The following is a 17,187-nucleotide window of genomic DNA, read 5'->3' on the forward strand; positions in this document are numbered from 1 at the left end:
GACTGGAGTCGTGAGATCTGTTGACTGGAGTCGTGAGATCTGTTGACTTAAGTCGTGAACTAGCAAACTGGCGCTTTTAGATGACCGAAACGCCACTATTTAGTGGGAAAACAGCCTAGGTCAGTCTCCAATACATGCTATTTGAAATAGTCGTTATACATTTTGATGGCAAACACGATGAGACTACAAGTGCTCGTCACCAGATTGGTGAGAAACAGCGACCAGATGATGTCGGGCTCGTGAAGCAGTCCCTGCAACATGAAAGCAATGCCGCCAATACCCATCATCAGAAAGGTGGGCAGTGCAATGCCATCGGTATTGCGGGTACGAATCGTGGTGATGGCCTGAGGCAGATAGCCCAGAACCATACAAATAGTGGCTATATATCCACATATCTCTACAAAAGATCCTTGTTCCATAGTCGTCAATATAAAGTTAATAGTTCTGGTTGCAAAAATAAATAAAAATTCCGATAAACCTCACAATTCATCGCTTTTTTTATCTCGGAGCACCGCTATGACAAGACGAAAGCATAACTATGATAATACAAAGAGAGGATGCGCAAGGGCGCATCCTCTCTGCAATGATATGACGAGGTTCACTTAGAACTTCTTCGTGGTCAGGAACGACGAGGTGCGGGTGGGGCTATACATCTCCCACAGCGATGCAACGGTCCAGCCGGGGGCAAAGATATCGTTATAAAAGCCCTTACCATTGCGACCGTAGTCCCAGTTGGTGTGCTGAACAACCTCGGGGTTGAAGCCCGGTACACCGATGCCGCAAAGGCGCTCGGGTGTGGGCAACAGCTGATTGAGCGAAGAGTAGATGAGGTTGTAGGCCTGTGTGAAGCGCTGCTCACGCAACTCCTCGCCCAGCCACTTCACGATGTGGGGCAGCTCGAAGACAAACACGTCGATGTGGTTGTTCTCTACAGATACGTTACTCCAACCGCGGCTCTTGAAGCCCAGGTCGCCCAGCATCTGTCCTTTAGCGAAGGGTACATCCCAGAGGTAGTACCATGACAGGGCGAAGTAGGTGGCCTTCTGACAGAGGTCGATGTAGTGCTGACGCTCCTGCTTCTTGGTGACCATCGCCATGTAGTAGGTAGCGGTGACGGCGCTGATGGCAGCCTCCTTGTCCTCGCAGTTGGCATCGAGGGTAGAAGAGAAATAGTCGCTCTTAGAGATGATGTTCTTCTCCAAGTAGTCGATGGTGCGCTTGGCAGCAGCCAGATAGCGCTTGTCGCCAAAGAACTTATAGCCCATGACCAGTGTTGAGGTGGCGCTGGGGGTAGAACCGCCAGAAGCATCTACGTCGCTGTGGTCATCACGATACTTGCGGGGGAAGCTACCATCGGCCTTCTGCAACTGCAACATCTGGTTGAGCAGCGTGCGCATCTTCACCTCCCAGTCCTTATGCTGGCGACCCTGTTTCTTCTCGTAAGCCAGATAGTGAAGCACGGCATAGACGGCCTCTGACTGCTGGCGGATGCTATGGATGCAGTCCTTGTCGGCAGGAATGCCACGAGCAATGTGGAAGTCCTCCTTGAAATAGCCACGAGCGGTGAAGCCATGCTCCAGCCAGCTATTGAAGATCTCCTGTCCCATGCGTACGAACTCGGAATTACCCTGCTGTTCGCCATACTCCAAGGCATTGAAGCCATTGAGCAGCACACGACCGCAGAAGCCCAGCTGCACATGATCCACAGGGATACAGTCGTCGCAGCGCAGACCGTGACCTGAGTGATACTTCAGGGCATACTTGTCAACATAGCCCTTGGCAAAATAGTTAGACAGCTGTGCTTTCATCTCGTCAGCGGTGTAGAGCGGCTGTATGGGCTGAGGGTTGATCTCGTCCATGCAGAAGTTCCAGGTATCAGCCACAAACTGTCCGTAGTCCTTAGCCTGGCCACGGGTGATGACCCAGGTAACGCTCTGCTTCGCGCCTTTCTCCAAACTGGCAAAAGCCTGAATGGGAGCTGTCAGCGTCAGCTTGCGGATGTAGCGCTTAGGCGTCTCCATATAAGGATAGCCGAAGGTCAGGCTGGCTTTGCCTGTGGCATTGTCGAAGCCCAGATAACCCAGTGAAGTCTTGCCGCTGACGATGACCTCACCCTCCTGATGGGTGGTGAGTGCCTCGGCAGGAGCATCAATCTGACGCAGTACGGTGAGCGAACGGCCACTCTTAGCATCGAACACACCGGTGAGGGGCGACGACAGACGGTCTTCGCGCACGTTCCAGCTCTTTGAGGTGTGGAACGATGGTGCCTCCTTAGGCGAACGAAGGTTCTTGTGATACCAGAAACCGGGCAGGTAGAAGTCGCAATCGTCGGTAGCAAACTCCGTGGGGAGCATCGCACCGAAGTTGAAGTACACCTGATCCTTGGCCTGGAAAGTGATGGTAAGCAACTGGCTTTCGCCTTCCTGCTTCACATTTTTTGTAATGGTCAAGGGCAGATCTTTGGCTGCCTTCAGCTGTCCCTGTTGCTCAGAGAGATGATAGGTGACAGCATTGTTGCCTGGTTTCTTAATACTAATGTAGAAACGCTGTGCTGCGCCCTGCATGGCAAAAGCAGCAGCTAACGAGAGTAAAGCAAATCTGTAGTTCATAAATCAGTTAATTATATAATCATTATTGAGTTGCAACGATCTTGCCTTCGAGCAGCTCCACCGTGTTCTTGGTACAGGTAGAGCCATTGTAATAGCTGTGAGAGTAGAGCAACCAGATGGTGTCGCTATCCTTCTGGAACAGCGAGCCATAGTAGGCACCCTCGCCACGTGGCAGCGACGAGAAAGGAATGGTGGTGTACTTGAAGTTGTGACCGGTATTGTCGCCCACACAAACCTTCAGACGGTTGGTCTGCCACACATCGCCATTCTGATCCAGGTGTCCCATCACAACCACCTCGCCGGTTTCCAACTGCAAGGCATAGGGGGCACATCCGCCACGGATGGGTTCTGCCACCCAACGACGATCATCGATCTGCTCGTCCCAGTCGCTGCTGTCCCACTCACCGTTGAGCGGACGCCAAGAGATAGAGGGGTTGTTGCCACTGCCAATGCTCTCGTAGCTGAACAGGATACCCTTGTTGCCCTGCAGCATCACCTGCACAGGCATACCATCGCGCTTGCCGGGGTTATAGCTGGCACGCTTTTGTGCGGTCCATGTCTCGCCATTGTCGGTACTGCGCGACACCACGATTTCCTGATTGAGATTGCCGCCAGTGCCCCACCATTGTTTCTCGCTTGACACGAGCAGTTCCAGTTCGCCGCCGGGCAACTGCACAATCTGTGGTTCCCACACACGACCACGCAGCACCGTGATGGGATCGCCCCAGGTTTCGCCGCCGTCTTTTGAAATCATGACCAGCACCTGACAGTTGTCGTTGGTCTCGGGATTGGCATTCGATGACCACGTCATCAGGATCCAGCCGTTCTGCAGCTTCACCATGTCGGCATTCGTGAAGCGATACCAACCGTGAGACAGCCATGTCTTGGTCTTGTCGAGAATCTTCTCGGGGGCAGTCCATGTCTTACCGTTGTCGTAAGAGTGATGGATATAGATGTCGTGCCAATGGTCCACGCTGCCAGTACCATCGCCACCATGATAGGTCAGGATGAGCGTGTCTTTGCTGACACGCAGCACACGAGGATACTCAGCCTGAATACTTGAAGGATTGAGCTGAATGGCTGTAGTGCGGTTGTTCCACTGAATGCGGTGAGACGCTGGCTTCACGGTCTCATCTACCTCATAGGTACTATAGTCTGTCAGTGTACGAACCGTCTTCTCAATGACCTGCTCATCGCCGTCAATGTCGGCAGTGACACGCAGGTAGTAGGTAGTGCCAGACTTTAAGGATCTCAGGAGGTTTGACTTATACTTATGCGCAACAGCATCGACCGTTGAAATATCCACCGTGCTCATGTTGTTCTTATCCGTGCCATACTCGAACTTCATCGTTGGCTTGGCACCCATATAGCCAGAGATATTGAAATGTGGCTGAAGCATGTTCTTCGTGATGGTCCAATCCTCGCTGCTCCACTCCAGTCCTGGCAGAGTTTCCACCAGCTTGCCCGGACCATAGATAAAGGAACCGTCCAGGGTCTTTACATAGAAGCGGACGCTGTAAGACTTGTTTGGAAGCAGACCGGGACAGGTTGCCTCGAACGACTGACCAGGCAACTGCTGGCCTACGGCCACGTGCTGCATGCTGCGATAGTTGCGGTTCACACCACTATAGTTATAGCAGAAGCCATATTCGGCTACGGCCGATGGATCGATTGTCAGGTTGTTCACCTCGAAGGTTGCCTCATGACTCAATGTCTGTGTAAGGCTCACACTGAAGGTGAAGACCTTGATGATGTGGGTCTCGGTGAGCGGTTCGCAAGCCTCATCGCCACTGACCACCACACGCAGATAGGTGTCGGCCGAAGGTGTCACCACGTACTCACGACTGGTAGCGCCACTGATGTTGGTCCACGTCTTTCCCTGGTCGGCAGACTGCTGCCACTGGATGGTGCCATAGTTGTCGGTGTTCCATGCCAGACTAAGTGTAGTCTTCACGCCACTACGTGCATAGCTAGTGATGGTGCGCTGTGCCTGAATGCCCATGCTTACTAGCAGGGCGAGAAGAGATATGAGGAGGGATTTATTTGTCTTCATCATGAGTTACTTTTTAACAGTGATTTTCTGAACAGACTCGGTGCCATCGGCATAGATACGACAAAGCACATAAGTGCCATTCTGGAGTCCATCGGTATATGTTGTAATTGAACGAGTATTCTTAACCAGACGGCCCTTCAGGTCGAAGAGCTTGATTTGTTGTACATCCTGAATATCGGTGGCAGCTATGCCTGCTGGGTCGGTAGCAGTGAACATCACGCTGACCTGACAGCCGTGACCATCGGTCACCTTCAGATAATAGTTGCCCCAATGATTAATCTCGTAAGTCTTCTGGTTGCCCACCTGCTGTCCGGCAGCATTGGTCCAGAGATAAGTGTAGGAGCCGTCGCCACCTTCCACGCTGACGTCGCTACCCACGGTGATGGCACCTTGCGAGACATCTACAGTGACCGTCTCGGCAACGGCTTTCAGCGGTGGATATTGATCTACTTTTACGGGGATGACGGTCTGTGCCACTGCTGACGCTGCGCCCAGCACCATCATCATCATGACTGACAGCAATAGTTTCTTCATATTAGTTCGGTTTATATTGTTTTGTTGAAAAAGAGTTAAAGTGGGAGATGCTCTCCCACCCTAACTCCTATTTAATTAATGATTACTTCATAACTTTGCGAACCTCGCCATTAGACATCTTCACGATGTTGAGACCCTTCTGGGCAGCAGCCACACGCTTACCGTCGATGGTAAAGATGTTGGCAACAGCTGCCTTCTGGTTCATATTGCTGATACCATCCGCCTGCTTGGTAACAGTGAATGTGCCAGTAGCAAAGGTAGAACCCTGCAGGTCGGCAGCAACGGTCTGAACACCCCATGTATATTCGCCAGCAGGGATATTGTTCAGGGTCAGCTTGGTGTTCATGAAGGCATTACCCTCGCGGAGCACCTTGCGCACACCGTCCTTGTCGCCACCAATGAATGAGGTAGCACCATTGTAAATCTTACCGTTAGCGTCCTTGATGAAGTACTCATAGGTAACGTTCTTCTGAGCAGTAGCAGCAGGAGTCCATGACAGTGTTACAGCATTGTCGTTAACCTCTGCCTGGGGAGCTGTAGGAGCAGCAGGACGAGCAGCCTTGTCCCAAGGATTCTTGGTGAAGACAGCGTTACGTCCCATGGGGAATTCTGGATTTGGATTGGCCTCTGTTGCCTTAGTGAAGTAAGTAGCATCAGCATGATAACCCGTCATCATATAGTTCAAAGAGCCCTCATTGCCATAGTCAAGGAATAGAACTGCTTGCTCAGATGCGCCAGGAATACGCTGGTAAGAGGTGAAACCATTCTCGCCACCAGGAAGGAACCAGCCAGCTTGCGTGCATTCAGTATTGTCAGGCATCGGATCACACCAACCCATCCAAAACAGATCATAATAGCCATTACCGTTATAGTCGATTGCACGCATACCTACATTAGTAGAGCTCAAAATCTTTGTATTAGTTCGGCGCAATGGCATCTGCATGTATTCACTATAGGATAGCTCATTACCATCAGTGGTCTGCTTAATCTTTCCATACATCATCATAGGAATGTAATCCCATTCATGATGGAATCCAAGACCTGACGCACTGGTAGGATCTTCACCAGTAACAAAAACATCAGGTGTACCATCATTATTGAAGTCTGCAACAAGAATATTACCATTACCGTAGTTATGTGTAATGTCTGTTAGCCCCATATCATAGAAAGACACGACATCTGCAGGATCTGTATCCACACCAAGATTCAAATAAGCAATAAAGGTACGGTCAAAAGGTCGTCCTTGATTATCCACATTACCTTGAAGAAGGAAATCTGCATAACCATCATTATTCAAATCATAAGCTTTGATAGTGGAAAGAGCAAACTCATAAATCATATCACCATTACCTATCAAATCCGTAGCACGTGCAGTAAAGGTTCCATCTCCATTATTAATAAGAACGCCACAATTGGGCTGACGGACACCACCAACACCACTCCAACCGATAGTTACAATATCGGGCAGACCATCAAGATTAAAGTCAGCAACATCGACAGAACGAGGATACCATCCAATAACCTCACCATCGGTATTCTTTACGGCAAAATTAGGATCTGCAGCAAAATTACCTTTTCCATCATTCAGATAGACAGAAAAGAAATCATAGCCTTCTCCTCCAATCGTAACATCAATATTTCCGTCACCATTGAAATCTGCAGGAACTATCTGTCCACGCATACCAACAGGGCTGATAAATTCCTTTTTCTCATACGCACTTCCATTCCAAGAAATAATCCATGCTTGATTTTGCGTTTCTATCTCATTTTGGTCAGCATCAAGAACAATCATGCCTGGTGCTTCGCCACGTGTCCATCCGCCAACAATGACTTCTTTCAAACCGTCATTATTGAGGTCAATCTCACATCCACTGGCATAGTCAATACTGATGTCTTTGTCCACGCTGGCAACAGAAATCTGCTTTTGTGCATTCACGCTCAGTGCCAAACCGGCAGCAGCCATTAATGTAAATAATTTCTTCATAATGTTTTGTTGTTTAAGTTAGTATTTGAGATTGGGAGTGCAGACGCTCACGCCTGCGCTCCGTCTCTCGTGATTATTATTGTTATTCGTAACGTGGGGAAGTCCATCCCTTTTGTGCTTTTACACTGCTTTTGAACCAGCCGTCATCGCCTAATTCAATAGGAGTAATAAGCATTGGTTTGCGCGCAAATCCACTCTTCATCTGAGCAGTTCCCGCCTCTGTAGCATTATAAGCCACATAGACGTGAGTCTGATCTGAATTCATGAAAGCACGCATAGGATTCTCTGGATTAATCATAACATCACCACCTTCAATAAGCAATTCTCCATTGCTGGTTGTAGCGACATCATTGCCACTCTTATCAAGATATGGCCCAGTGAAGCTACCTGCACGAGCATAACGGATTTCCGTATTAGCACCATTCTTCACTGTGAACATCAAATAAAGTTCGCTTGAGCTCTTTCTGAAGATTGCCACATCGTCCATATTAGCATTACCAATGAGCGTACGGGTTCCAGAAAGCGCTGCACTGGCAGCATCAGCCTTAGCTCCTTTCAAGGTAATCTTCTGAATATAGGTACCATTCTCAGTTGTGTAGCACAGGTAATAGTTTGTAGCAGCTACAATAAAGAATGGATTCTTAATTGTGGTTGCCCCTGCATCAGCAGCTGTCAGCAGCACGCCTTTATCTGTATATGGTCCCTGTCCAGAAGTTGAGAAAGCATAACCAATACCATCACCACCTTCCAACGTGTAGAACATCCAGAAACAAATCTTTATCGTCTTTGCATAGTCGATAGACAGTGAGTTCACACGACTGTCGTTCCACGATGGAATGGCTGTTTTCTCGAAAGCATCGTTGGCCACGGTCCAGTTCATCAGGTTTGTCGACGACAGCGTAGGACAATAGTTTGTGAGGCCCTTGGCCCACTGAGTGGTGCTTGAGATGGCAACAAACGTGCTGGCACCTTTCACCACTGTTCCAGCCTCAAGTGAGGGCTCTATCACGGGATTATGGAAACTGGTGTTGTCGGGGTTCTGACTACCGTTCCAAATCACGGAGTCCACACCATCGCCTCCCATGTCGGTGCAACTGGTCATGCCGGCAGGAACAAGAGCGCCCATGCAGGCAACAGCAGCTATATATTTAATGATATTCTTCATAATTGTTCACTCTTAATAATTAATTCATAATTCTTAATAGCCAGGATTCTGTTTCAATCCCTCCCAGTTGTTGATCTCATGGTTGGGGATGCACCACAGGTGACTGATACCCAATCGGTAGGTCTGGAAGTCGGCATCGCGCTCGGCGAGCTTGTTAATTTTCTCCTGATCGTGGATGTCGCCCCAGCGGTCCAGGTCGAACCAGCGTGTGCACTCACCGCAGAGCTCTACCAAGCGCTCATGCTTGATTTGCTCGAGCAGTGTGTCGTAGGTGGTGTAGTCACTAGCTGAAAGGTCCTTCATATTGACACGACGGCGCACCTTATTAATATATTCTACGGCGAGGGCGCGGTCGCCATCCAGTTCGTTGAGCACCTCGGCATACATCAGATAGACGTCGGCCAAGCGCAGAATGCGGATGTTAACACCAGTCACATAACCCTCGCCAGTAGCAGAAGGATCGTTCTCAACGCTGGTGTACTTCTTCCAGTAGCATGACTTAGCGAAAGGCTCTACGCTGTTCCACTCGTCCCAGGTCTTACCATAGTAGAGGGCGGTCACGGTCTGAGGTTCATTGACATCCTTATAGAACAAGGTATGGAACTTACGCATATCGATGTTGCCATCCTTATCGCGCTCCTTGTCGAACTCGTCGAGCAGCCATGAGCGTGCGGAACCGTCGTCCCAAGAGAGGCCCGATGATGCACCGGCATAGAGGCCCAGGAACTTCGGACGCTGATTGCCCACTTCCTTACCATTGACGGTACCCTCCTTGAAGTTAATCTCGAAGAGTGACTCTTTGTTATTCTCGTTGGCCTCGGTGAAGTTATCCATCCAGTTGGGCACCAGGTCATAGATACCCAATTCAAAGATGTCCTCGATATTCTTCTTGGCAGCCTGCCAGTAGGCCTTGGCAGCAGCGGGATCCTGGTTGGCAGCATCCCAAGGACGGTGGCACTTCATGCCAGCCAACTGCATGTTCATACGTGCCATCATGCCCAGTGCGCCGCCCTTGGTGGCACGACCAGCCTCAGCAGCGGGCCAAGTGGTAGGCAGCAGCTCGGCAGCCTTGGTGAAGTCGTCAAGAGCTTGTTTGTAGAGCTCTTCCTGTGTGCCGATAGGACCATTGCCCACAGAGCTGGTCTGGATAGGACCGCTGCCATAGATACCAGCGATAGACCAGAAGGCAACGCCACGGATGAAGTAACCCTGACCCAGAATCTTGTCGGCCTCGGACTTCTCGAAGAGGTTGTAACCGTGGTCGTTCATATTGTCGATGACCTGGTTCACATAGTACAAACTGTTGTACATAGCCTGCCAGGGCAGGTTCAATCCCTCGTTGCTGTCGTAGTTGTATGAAGACATCACGAAGTTGGCATCGCCGATGAACTCAGGGTTAGGACTGTTGCTCCAGCCCTCGTCGCCGCGCAGCACGGTGAGCACCTGGAACCAACGGCTGAAGTAGCCGGGGCGACGCCATGTAGAATAGGCAGCGGTGAGTCCTTCGTTAAACTGTTCGCTGGTCTGCCAGAAGGTGTCGGCAGTCTCCAGGTTAGGATCGCTCAGTGAGAGCCAGTCGTCGCTGCAAGCAGTCATTCCAGTGAGCAGCGATGCCGCAATCATTGTATTTGCTATAATCTTTTTCATGTTATTGCTCCTTTCTTATTATTAGAATGTAACTTGCAAGCCGAAGTTCACCTGTCGGCTAGAAGGATACTGTCCGTTGTCAATGCCCTGAGAATAGACATTATTACAAATGATGTCAGGATCGTAACCCTTGTACTTGGTAATGGTCAGCAGGTTGGTGCCACTGATATAGGCACGCACCTTGCGGATATAAGCTTTCTGCGTGAGCGAAGCAGGCAGGGTGTAGCCCAGCTGCAGGTTCTTCAGGCGGAAATAAGAGCCATTCTCAAGGAAGCGGTCGCAATAACCGATATTGTTAGATGTTGTACCAGCCAGCATGCGGGGATACTCCGTAGATGGGTTGTCCCATGTCCAAGGTGCAGCATCGGCAGGAATATTATCGACGTTGAAGTTGAGCAGGTTCTTGCGCAGCTCGTTGTAGATCTTGTTGCCAAACTTACCTGCCCAGAACATGTTGAAGTCGAAGTTCTTGTAGGCCAGGCTGACATTCAGACCCAGCTCGAACTTAGGCAGTGGGCTGCCGCTCCATGTGCGGTCGTTGGTATCAATCACGCCGTCGCCGTTGACATCCACGTAGCGCACGTCACCAGGCTTAGCATCGGGCTGAATCACCTTGATGGTTCCGTCGGCCAGCGTGGTGGTGTGGTCGTAAACCTCGTCCATTGACTGGAAGATGCCTGCGAAAGGAATCAGATAGAAGTCGCTGATAGAGCGGCCCACCTCTGTACGGGTGTAAGCATCCATCACGTAAGACTCACCCATGCGGAGCACCTCGTTGCGTACGGTCGATACGTTGGCGCTGACGCTATAGTCCAGCTCACCGGCCTTGTCGCGCCAACCTAAGGTCAGCTCGATACCAGAGTTACGCATCTCGCCGAAGTTGGTCCAGATAGAACCTACGCCAGTGGCCCACGACTGTGGCTTGTTAAGCAGAAGGTCGGTAGATTTAGCGGTGAACCACTCGAACGTACCGAAGAGGCGGTTGTTGAACATATTGAAGTCAAGACCGATGTTGGTAGTGGTCTTCGTCTCCCAACCCAGGTTCACGTTGACCATGGCACTCTGGGTGGCACCGTTCAGCACGGTCTCGTTCTTTGAAGGACCGAAGATGGCGTAGAAGCCCTCGTAAGGACCGCTATGGTCGATGCTGGGAATATAGGCATAGTTGCCCAGCGACTGCATGTCGCCCACCTTACCCCAGCTGGCACGCACTTTCAGGTTGTTGATGGTCTGCTTCAGTGGTTCGAAGAATTTCTCTTCAGAAACACGCCATCCGAACGAGAATGAGGGGAAGTAACCACGACGGTTGTTTGGACCGAACTTAGAGCTACCGTCCGAACGGAAGTTGAACTGAGCCAGATATTTGCCATCGTAGTTATAGTCAATACGACCGAGGTATGACAACTGACGGCGCTGCTGCTCAGAGCCCGACATGCTGTGCTGTTCGCCAGCCAGGTCGATCTCAACGAGTCCGGGCACCTTCTGGTCGTAGCCGACGGCCTCGAGCCAGTGCCAGTTCACATCCTCTGCGGTGTGACCTGCCAAGACGGTGAGGTTGTGCTTGCCAAAGGTGTTCTGGTAGGTCAGCGTGTTCTCTAAGATAGTAGTGATACGCTGGTCGCGGTTGTCGTAGAGGGCATTGGTGAAATGCGTTTCAACCGAGTTCAGGCGCAGCGTATAGCCGTAGTCGAAGTTCTTATGGCGACCGAACCATGCATCGATACCAAAGTTAATCTTATAGGTAAAGTGCTTGAAGAGGCTCAGCTCTGCATAGACGTTACCCAGCGCACGGTTGTTGATGCTCAGGTCCTGATAGCGTTCCTGCTCGCCCACGGGGTTCGAGGTGTAGGTCAGGAAGTTGGTTCCACCATAACCGTAGCCGCCACGACCAGAACCCTCGTTCGGGTCGCGAACGGGAATCACTGAAGGCATCGACAGGGCATTCCAGAAGCCGCCGCCGGTGGTCTCGTGGTGAATGGTGTGCTGGAAGGTCAGGTTCTCGCCAATCTTCAGGATGCCATAGGTGGCATCGCTGTTGATACGAGCGGTGAAACGACGATAGTCAGGTCCGTCAATCACACCTGTCTGATCCATATAACCACCACCGATGGCCATGTTGACATTGTCAGAACCCTGACGGTACATCACGTTGTAGTCCTGTGTGAAACCTGTCTGGAACTTAGCCTTCTGCCAGTCGGTAGAGGGGATATACTTTCCAACCATGTCCTCGGCATAGTAATGGGCGGGCCACTGCTCACCGGCATTGATATACGCCTGTTCATTATATTTCATGAAGTCGGTGGCCGACATCATGTCTATCTTCTTCGGCATGTCTGAAACACTCCAGGTAGCGGTCACATCGAGTGAGGGCTCGCCCTTCTTACCGCGCTTGGTGGTAATGAGAATCACACCATTGGCACCGCGAGCACCATAGATGGCAGCCGCCGAAGCATCCTTCAGCACCTGCATGGTTTCAATTTCGTTGGGGTTCAGGTGGTTGGCATCGTTGGCAATCATACCGTCGATGACGTAAAGAGGACCAACGGTGTTGAACGAGCCGACGCCACGAATCTGCACCTTACTCATCACACCAGGCTGACTGGTGGTAGAGACAGAGATACCTGGCACCTGACCTTGCAGCATCTCGTAGATATTGGTGGCAGCAGTCTTGGCGGCCTCTTTCATATCGACCACGCCTACGGCACCGGTCAAATCGGCCTTTTTCTGCGTTCCGTAACCAATCACCACGACATCGTTCAGGGTTTGAACATCGGGCGACAAGGCCACATCGATGGTTGATTTATTGCCCACGGGCACCGTCTTCAGCAGATAGCCAATGTAGCTAAACTGCAGACGTTCGTTCTTGCCGGCCTGGATAGAGTAGTTACCATCAAAATCGGTCACTGCCATTCCCTTGCCGTCAATCGACTTGACGCTGACACCAATCAGTGGTTCGTTGGTCTCAGCATCGGTTACCGTGCCTTTCACGCTCTGAGCCTGCAACCCGAGAGGGATGAAGAAGAGCATCATCAGCACAGTTTTCCATGAAAATGTTCTTTGTTCCATATTATTATTGTTAGGTAGTAATATACTCCCATTAATTAGGTTTGACGCTGCAAATGTACAGCTAAAGGGTGGATTTGATATGTAATATTGTTTAGATTTCAGGTAAAAATGAATTTCACTCTAACTTTTCTTGCTACAGTAGTCTGTAGGACTCATGCCCACATGTTTCTTGAACGTCTTCGAGAAATAGCTGGGATCTGAGAAGCCAGTGCTGTAGGCTGTTTCGGAGACGTTATAGCCATTCTGCAACATCTGACAGGCTTTGTCGAGTCGCTTCTTGCGGATGTAGTCGCCCATGGACATGTTGAGGATGTTCTTCATCTTGATGTGCAGCAGACTACGACTGACGCCCAGCGCCTCGGTGATGTCGGTAATCGAGAAGTCGCTGTTGGCTAGGTTGGCCTCAACAATCTCGGCCATTTTCTGCACAAAGGCTTTATCGAGCTCGCCCAGCGTGTCGGTGGCATCGATGTCGGCACTGTCGGCATCTACAATCTCCTTCTGGCGCTTCTCCACCAACTGCATGATATTGCTGACCTGCAACTGCAGGATGTCGGGGTCGAAGGGCTTCGAGACGTAGGCCTCGGCACCGCTCTGATAGCCCTCGAGCACATCGCTGCTCTCGCTCTTGGCGGTCAGGAGGATGACGGGGATATGCGAGGTCTGCATGTCGGCCTTCAGCGTGCGACAGAGTTCGATGCCGTCCATCTCGGGCATCATCACATCCGAGATGACCAGCTGCACCTGCTGCTCGTGGGCCAGTTGCAGGGCCTCCTTACCATTGGTGGCGGTGAGCACGTTATATTCCTTAGAGAAATAGTCGCGCAGGAACTGCAACAGGTCGGCATTGTCATCGACTATCATGATAGCCATGCGGTCGTTGTCTTCATGCTGTTCCAGCGGCACGCTATCTGTGGGGGCGACGATGGCCGGCTGGGCAAACTTATACTGGTCGATGGGCTTAATCACCTTATCGTCGGTAATCAGGCTCTTTTCGGGGAAGGCATTGGCCGACACGTTCATCCAGACGGTAAAGGTGGTGCCCTGCCCTACGGTGCTGTCCACTTGTATCTCGCCTTTATGCAGATCGACCAGTCGTTTCACCAGCGACAGGCCGATGCCCCAACCGCTGTTGTTGGCGTTGAAACCGCGCTTGGTCTGATAGAAACGGGTGAAGATGTTCTCCAGTTCTTCCTTGACAATGCCGATGCCGGTGTCTTTCACTTGGAAACAGAGGTAAGTGTATGGACTGTCTTTCTTGACGGTGATGCAGGCGTTGACCGTGATGTTACCGCCCTGCGGGGTGAACTTGATGGCGTTAGAGACCAGGTTGTTCAGGATGCGCTCTACATAAGAGGGCGAGAACCACACCTCCTCACCATTGTTCTCTGTGCTGACGCTCAGGTTGATGCCTTTCTCACTGCAGGCTACGTAGAAGTTGGCCATGCCCAGCTCGATAAATTCCAGCGGGTTGCCCTTTTGAAGATAGAACGAGAAATGGTCTGTCTCTATCTTGTTGAAGGTCACCAGCTCGCCGATGAGCTCTTCCATCTTGTTGGCATTCTTGATAATCATGTTCACATGGTTGCGCGACTCCTCGCTCATGGTCTCTTTGGCCATACTCTTCAGCGGAGCAATGATGAGCGACAACGGGGTCTTCAGCTCATGCGAGACGGTGGTGAAGAAGTCGAACTTGGCCTTGTCGAGTTCCTCCAACTTCTCTTTCTCCATATTGGCAATGCGCACGGCGTTGCGCTCCTGCATGCGCACCTTGAACAGGCGCTGAGTCAGTGCTACGAGCACGAAAAACACAAGCAGATAGAACAGATAGGCCCAGGTGGAGCGGTAGAACGGTGGGGCCACCACGATGGTGATGACCTTCTCGGGACAGTTCTCCCAACCGCGGTTGCTGTTGTTGGCACGGACGTGCAGGGTGTAGGTGCCCGGCGGCAGGTTGTAGCCCGAGAAGCGACGCTCGGTGCCCACGTTGCGCCACGTGCGGTCTATGCCCTCGAGCCACACCTGATAGTTGATGGTCGAGGTGTTGCCTGGCATGATGACGCTATAGTCGATACTGAACGAGTGTGCCTCGGAGTAAGAAAGTTCAATTTTGTCGGTTTCATCGAGTTCTCGCGTCAGTGGCGAGTCCTCGCTCAGGCTGTTAATCTCTTCATTATTGATGGTGAGTCGCTTCAGGTGAACGATGAAGGGACCGGTCTTTTCCTTGATATCTTTCGGATAGAAAGCAATGAGACCATTGATGGTGCCGAAGAACATACGGCCGTCGGCGGCCTTCAACGAGGAGGCGAAGTTAAACTGGTTAGACGGCAGACCGTTCGACTCGGCCGAGAAGCGTACAATGGCTTCGGTCTTAGGACTATAGCTGAACAGGCCCCTACTGGTACTGATCCAGAGGTGTCCGCTCTTATCTTCCTCGATGCTGCAGATGGTGCACTGCGACAGGATATCGCTCTCGATGGAGTGTATCTTGCCGTCGGGGGTCATAAACTGCAGGCCGTTGTTGTTGTTGCCAATCCACAGCGTGCCATTCGTGTCTTGATACAGACAGATGATGTAGTTGTCTTTCAGTCCTTTGCCGTCAGAGGTCTTGATGCTGCTCACCGTGCCACGCTGACCATCCACGCGGAAGATGCCATGGTTGATGACGCTGACCCACAGGTTGTCGTGACGGTCTATGTGAAGCGAATAGATGAAGGTCTCGTCCAGATCCTTGGTACCGGTGACGAGGAATTCGTCTTTCTGGGCATCATAGTAGCGGAGTCCTTCCATCGTAGCCACCCAGATACGACCGTTTTTCTGCTTGACAATGCTGAAGCAGGCCTCAGAGGGCAGACCGTTAGAACGGAAATAGTGCTTGGTAGCTTTGGTTCTGAGGTTATAGCGGTAGAGCCCGTCAAAGCGGGTACCTATCCAGATGTCGGCAGTCTCGGCATCATAATAGAGGCCGTGCACGTTGTTGGCCTTGGCGGGCAGACCGGCAAAGACTGAGAACTGGTTGGCGGCTTGGTCGTAGATGTTGATGCCGCCATCCTCTGTAGCTATCCAGAAGATGCCTGGTGTGGTCTCAACGATGGTGCGGGGCACACGGGCCTTCAACTGATTGGGCTGCAGGCCGGGCTTGAACAGCAATATCTGGTCGTTGTCGTTCTGCAGATAGTCAACACCGCCGAAGTAGGATCCCAGCCAGATGTTCGACTCTTTATCACAGAAAATGGTATAGATTGCATTATCGCTCAGCGAGTTGGCATCAGACAACTGGTGACTGAGCGTCTCTATCTCGCCATTGGGATGGATAATGCTAACACCCTTCTCCGTGCCCAACCAGATGCGATGACGGTTGTCCTCGGTGATGCAACGCACGATGCCGCTGGACAGTACCTCGGCTGGATAGACCTTGGTAGCGCCACTCTTCAGGTCGATACGCATAGCGCCCTGACCATTGCGACCAATCCACAGCCGTCCTTGCGAGTCGAACTGCAGGGGTACGATGACGTGGGCGCCCTTCATGAAGTCCTGATAGTAGGTTTGCGGCAGCATCGAGAAGTTGGTCAGCGTGCGGTCGTAGCTGAAGATGGTGCTGTTGGTTGCCACGTAGAGATTATCGTTGTGGTCCACCGCCAGCGAGTTGACAAAATCGGTAACCATCGTGGGGATGGTGATCATGGAGTCTTGCTGCTCGTCGTAGCGGCACAACGTGTTGCCACCAAAGAAGATGTCGCCCTGGCTGGTCTCTGTGATAGACCAGAAGAGGCCCTTGCCAACGGCATAGTTGCAGAAGTCATCGGAATCGGGACGATAGCGGCTGATGCCGTTCTCGGTGGTAATCCACAGGCGGTTCTTCTGATCCACGTGCAAGCCATGCACGAAGTTATGACTCAGCGTATGGGGCTGAGAGGTGTGATAGTAGGTGCGAATGTCATAACCATCATAGCGTGCCAGGCCGTTGCGGGTGCCTATCCACATGTAGCCCTTGGCATCCTGCGCCAGGGCCTCCACCTGCTGATGGGGCAGTCCGCTCTTGCTGTCAACGTGCTGGAAGCGGTAGTTGCCCGCCCAGCCCATCGACGCTAGTAGCACGGTGATGATGGTGACGATGTATCGCATAGGT

At 51.5% G+C, this 17,187-nt stretch carries 9 protein-coding genes; all 9 read right to left on the minus strand.

All coding sequences use genetic code 11. From position 1 onward, the window contains the following. Window positions 1-137: 137 nt before the first annotated feature. Window positions 138-419, minus strand: coding sequence for a SemiSWEET family sugar transporter (locus T496_RS0102030; RefSeq protein ID WP_027449270.1), 282 nt, complete (start codon window positions 417-419; stop codon window positions 138-140). A gap of 183 nt (window positions 420-602) precedes the next feature. Further along, on the minus strand, window positions 603-2,609 hold the full coding sequence (locus T496_RS0102035; RefSeq protein WP_027449271.1) for a hypothetical protein: 2,007 nt from the start codon (window positions 2,607-2,609) through the stop codon (window positions 603-605). Between the two features lie 22 nt (window positions 2,610-2,631). Further along, window positions 2,632-4,665, minus strand: coding sequence for a sialidase family protein (locus T496_RS0102040; RefSeq protein ID WP_231477978.1), 2,034 nt, complete (start codon window positions 4,663-4,665; stop codon window positions 2,632-2,634). Window positions 4,666-4,668: 3 nt separating this feature from the next. Continuing rightward, window positions 4,669-5,196 carry a T9SS type A sorting domain-containing protein gene (locus T496_RS0102045; protein WP_027449273.1) on the minus strand — a complete coding sequence of 176 codons (528 nt, stop codon included), beginning with the start codon at window positions 5,194-5,196 and terminating at the stop codon, window positions 4,669-4,671. Window positions 5,197-5,278: 82 nt separating this feature from the next. Further along, a complete protein-coding gene (locus T496_RS0102050) occupies window positions 5,279-7,180 on the minus strand; it encodes an FG-GAP repeat domain-containing protein (protein WP_044110449.1) in 1,902 nt (633 codons plus the stop codon). Window positions 7,181-7,262: 82 nt separating this feature from the next. Then, window positions 7,263-8,345, minus strand: coding sequence for a family 43 glycosylhydrolase (locus tag T496_RS0102055; RefSeq protein WP_231477979.1), 1,083 nt, complete (start codon window positions 8,343-8,345; stop codon window positions 7,263-7,265). A 33-nt stretch (window positions 8,346-8,378) separates the two neighbouring features. Further along, window positions 8,379-9,992, minus strand: a complete 1,614-nt coding sequence (locus T496_RS0102060) for a RagB/SusD family nutrient uptake outer membrane protein (RefSeq protein ID WP_027449276.1) — start codon at window positions 9,990-9,992, stop codon at window positions 8,379-8,381. Window positions 9,993-10,013: 21 nt separating this feature from the next. Beyond that, window positions 10,014-13,058: a SusC/RagA family TonB-linked outer membrane protein gene (locus T496_RS0102065; RefSeq protein WP_027454756.1), complete on the minus strand. Its 3,045-nt coding sequence runs from the start codon at window positions 13,056-13,058 to the stop codon at window positions 10,014-10,016. Between the two features lie 120 nt (window positions 13,059-13,178). Then, window positions 13,179-17,183: a hybrid sensor histidine kinase/response regulator transcription factor gene (locus T496_RS0102070; protein ID WP_044110452.1), complete on the minus strand. Its 4,005-nt coding sequence runs from the start codon at window positions 17,181-17,183 to the stop codon at window positions 13,179-13,181. Between the last annotated feature and the right edge of the window lie 4 nt (window positions 17,184-17,187).

The organism is Xylanibacter brevis P6B11 (assembly GCF_000621825.1).
In the GTDB taxonomy this organism is placed as follows: domain Bacteria; phylum Bacteroidota; class Bacteroidia; order Bacteroidales; family Bacteroidaceae; genus Prevotella; species Prevotella brevis.

What these genes read in the sequence shown, in the direction of transcription:
- T496_RS0102070 (WP_044110452.1), bottom strand. Translation starts at nt 17,183, where the DNA reads ATGCGATACATCGTCACCATCATCACCGTGCTACTAGCGTCGATGGGC.
- T496_RS0102055 (WP_231477979.1), bottom strand. Translation starts at nt 8,345, where the DNA reads ATGAAGAATATCATTAAATATATAGCTGCTGTTGCCTGCATGGGCGCT.
- T496_RS0102045 (WP_027449273.1), bottom strand. Translation starts at nt 5,196, where the DNA reads ATGAAGAAACTATTGCTGTCAGTCATGATGATGATGGTGCTGGGCGCA.
- T496_RS0102030 (WP_027449270.1), bottom strand. Translation starts at nt 419, where the DNA reads ATGGAACAAGGATCTTTTGTAGAGATATGTGGATATATAGCCACTATT.
- T496_RS0102065 (WP_027454756.1), bottom strand. Translation starts at nt 13,058, where the DNA reads ATGGAACAAAGAACATTTTCATGGAAAACTGTGCTGATGATGCTCTTC.
- T496_RS0102035 (WP_027449271.1), bottom strand. Translation starts at nt 2,609, where the DNA reads ATGAACTACAGATTTGCTTTACTCTCGTTAGCTGCTGCTTTTGCCATG.
- T496_RS0102050 (WP_044110449.1), bottom strand. Translation starts at nt 7,180, where the DNA reads ATGAAGAAATTATTTACATTAATGGCTGCTGCCGGTTTGGCACTGAGC.
- T496_RS0102060 (WP_027449276.1), bottom strand. Translation starts at nt 9,992, where the DNA reads ATGAAAAAGATTATAGCAAATACAATGATTGCGGCATCGCTGCTCACT.
- T496_RS0102040 (WP_231477978.1), bottom strand. Translation starts at nt 4,665, where the DNA reads ATGATGAAGACAAATAAATCCCTCCTCATATCTCTTCTCGCCCTGCTA.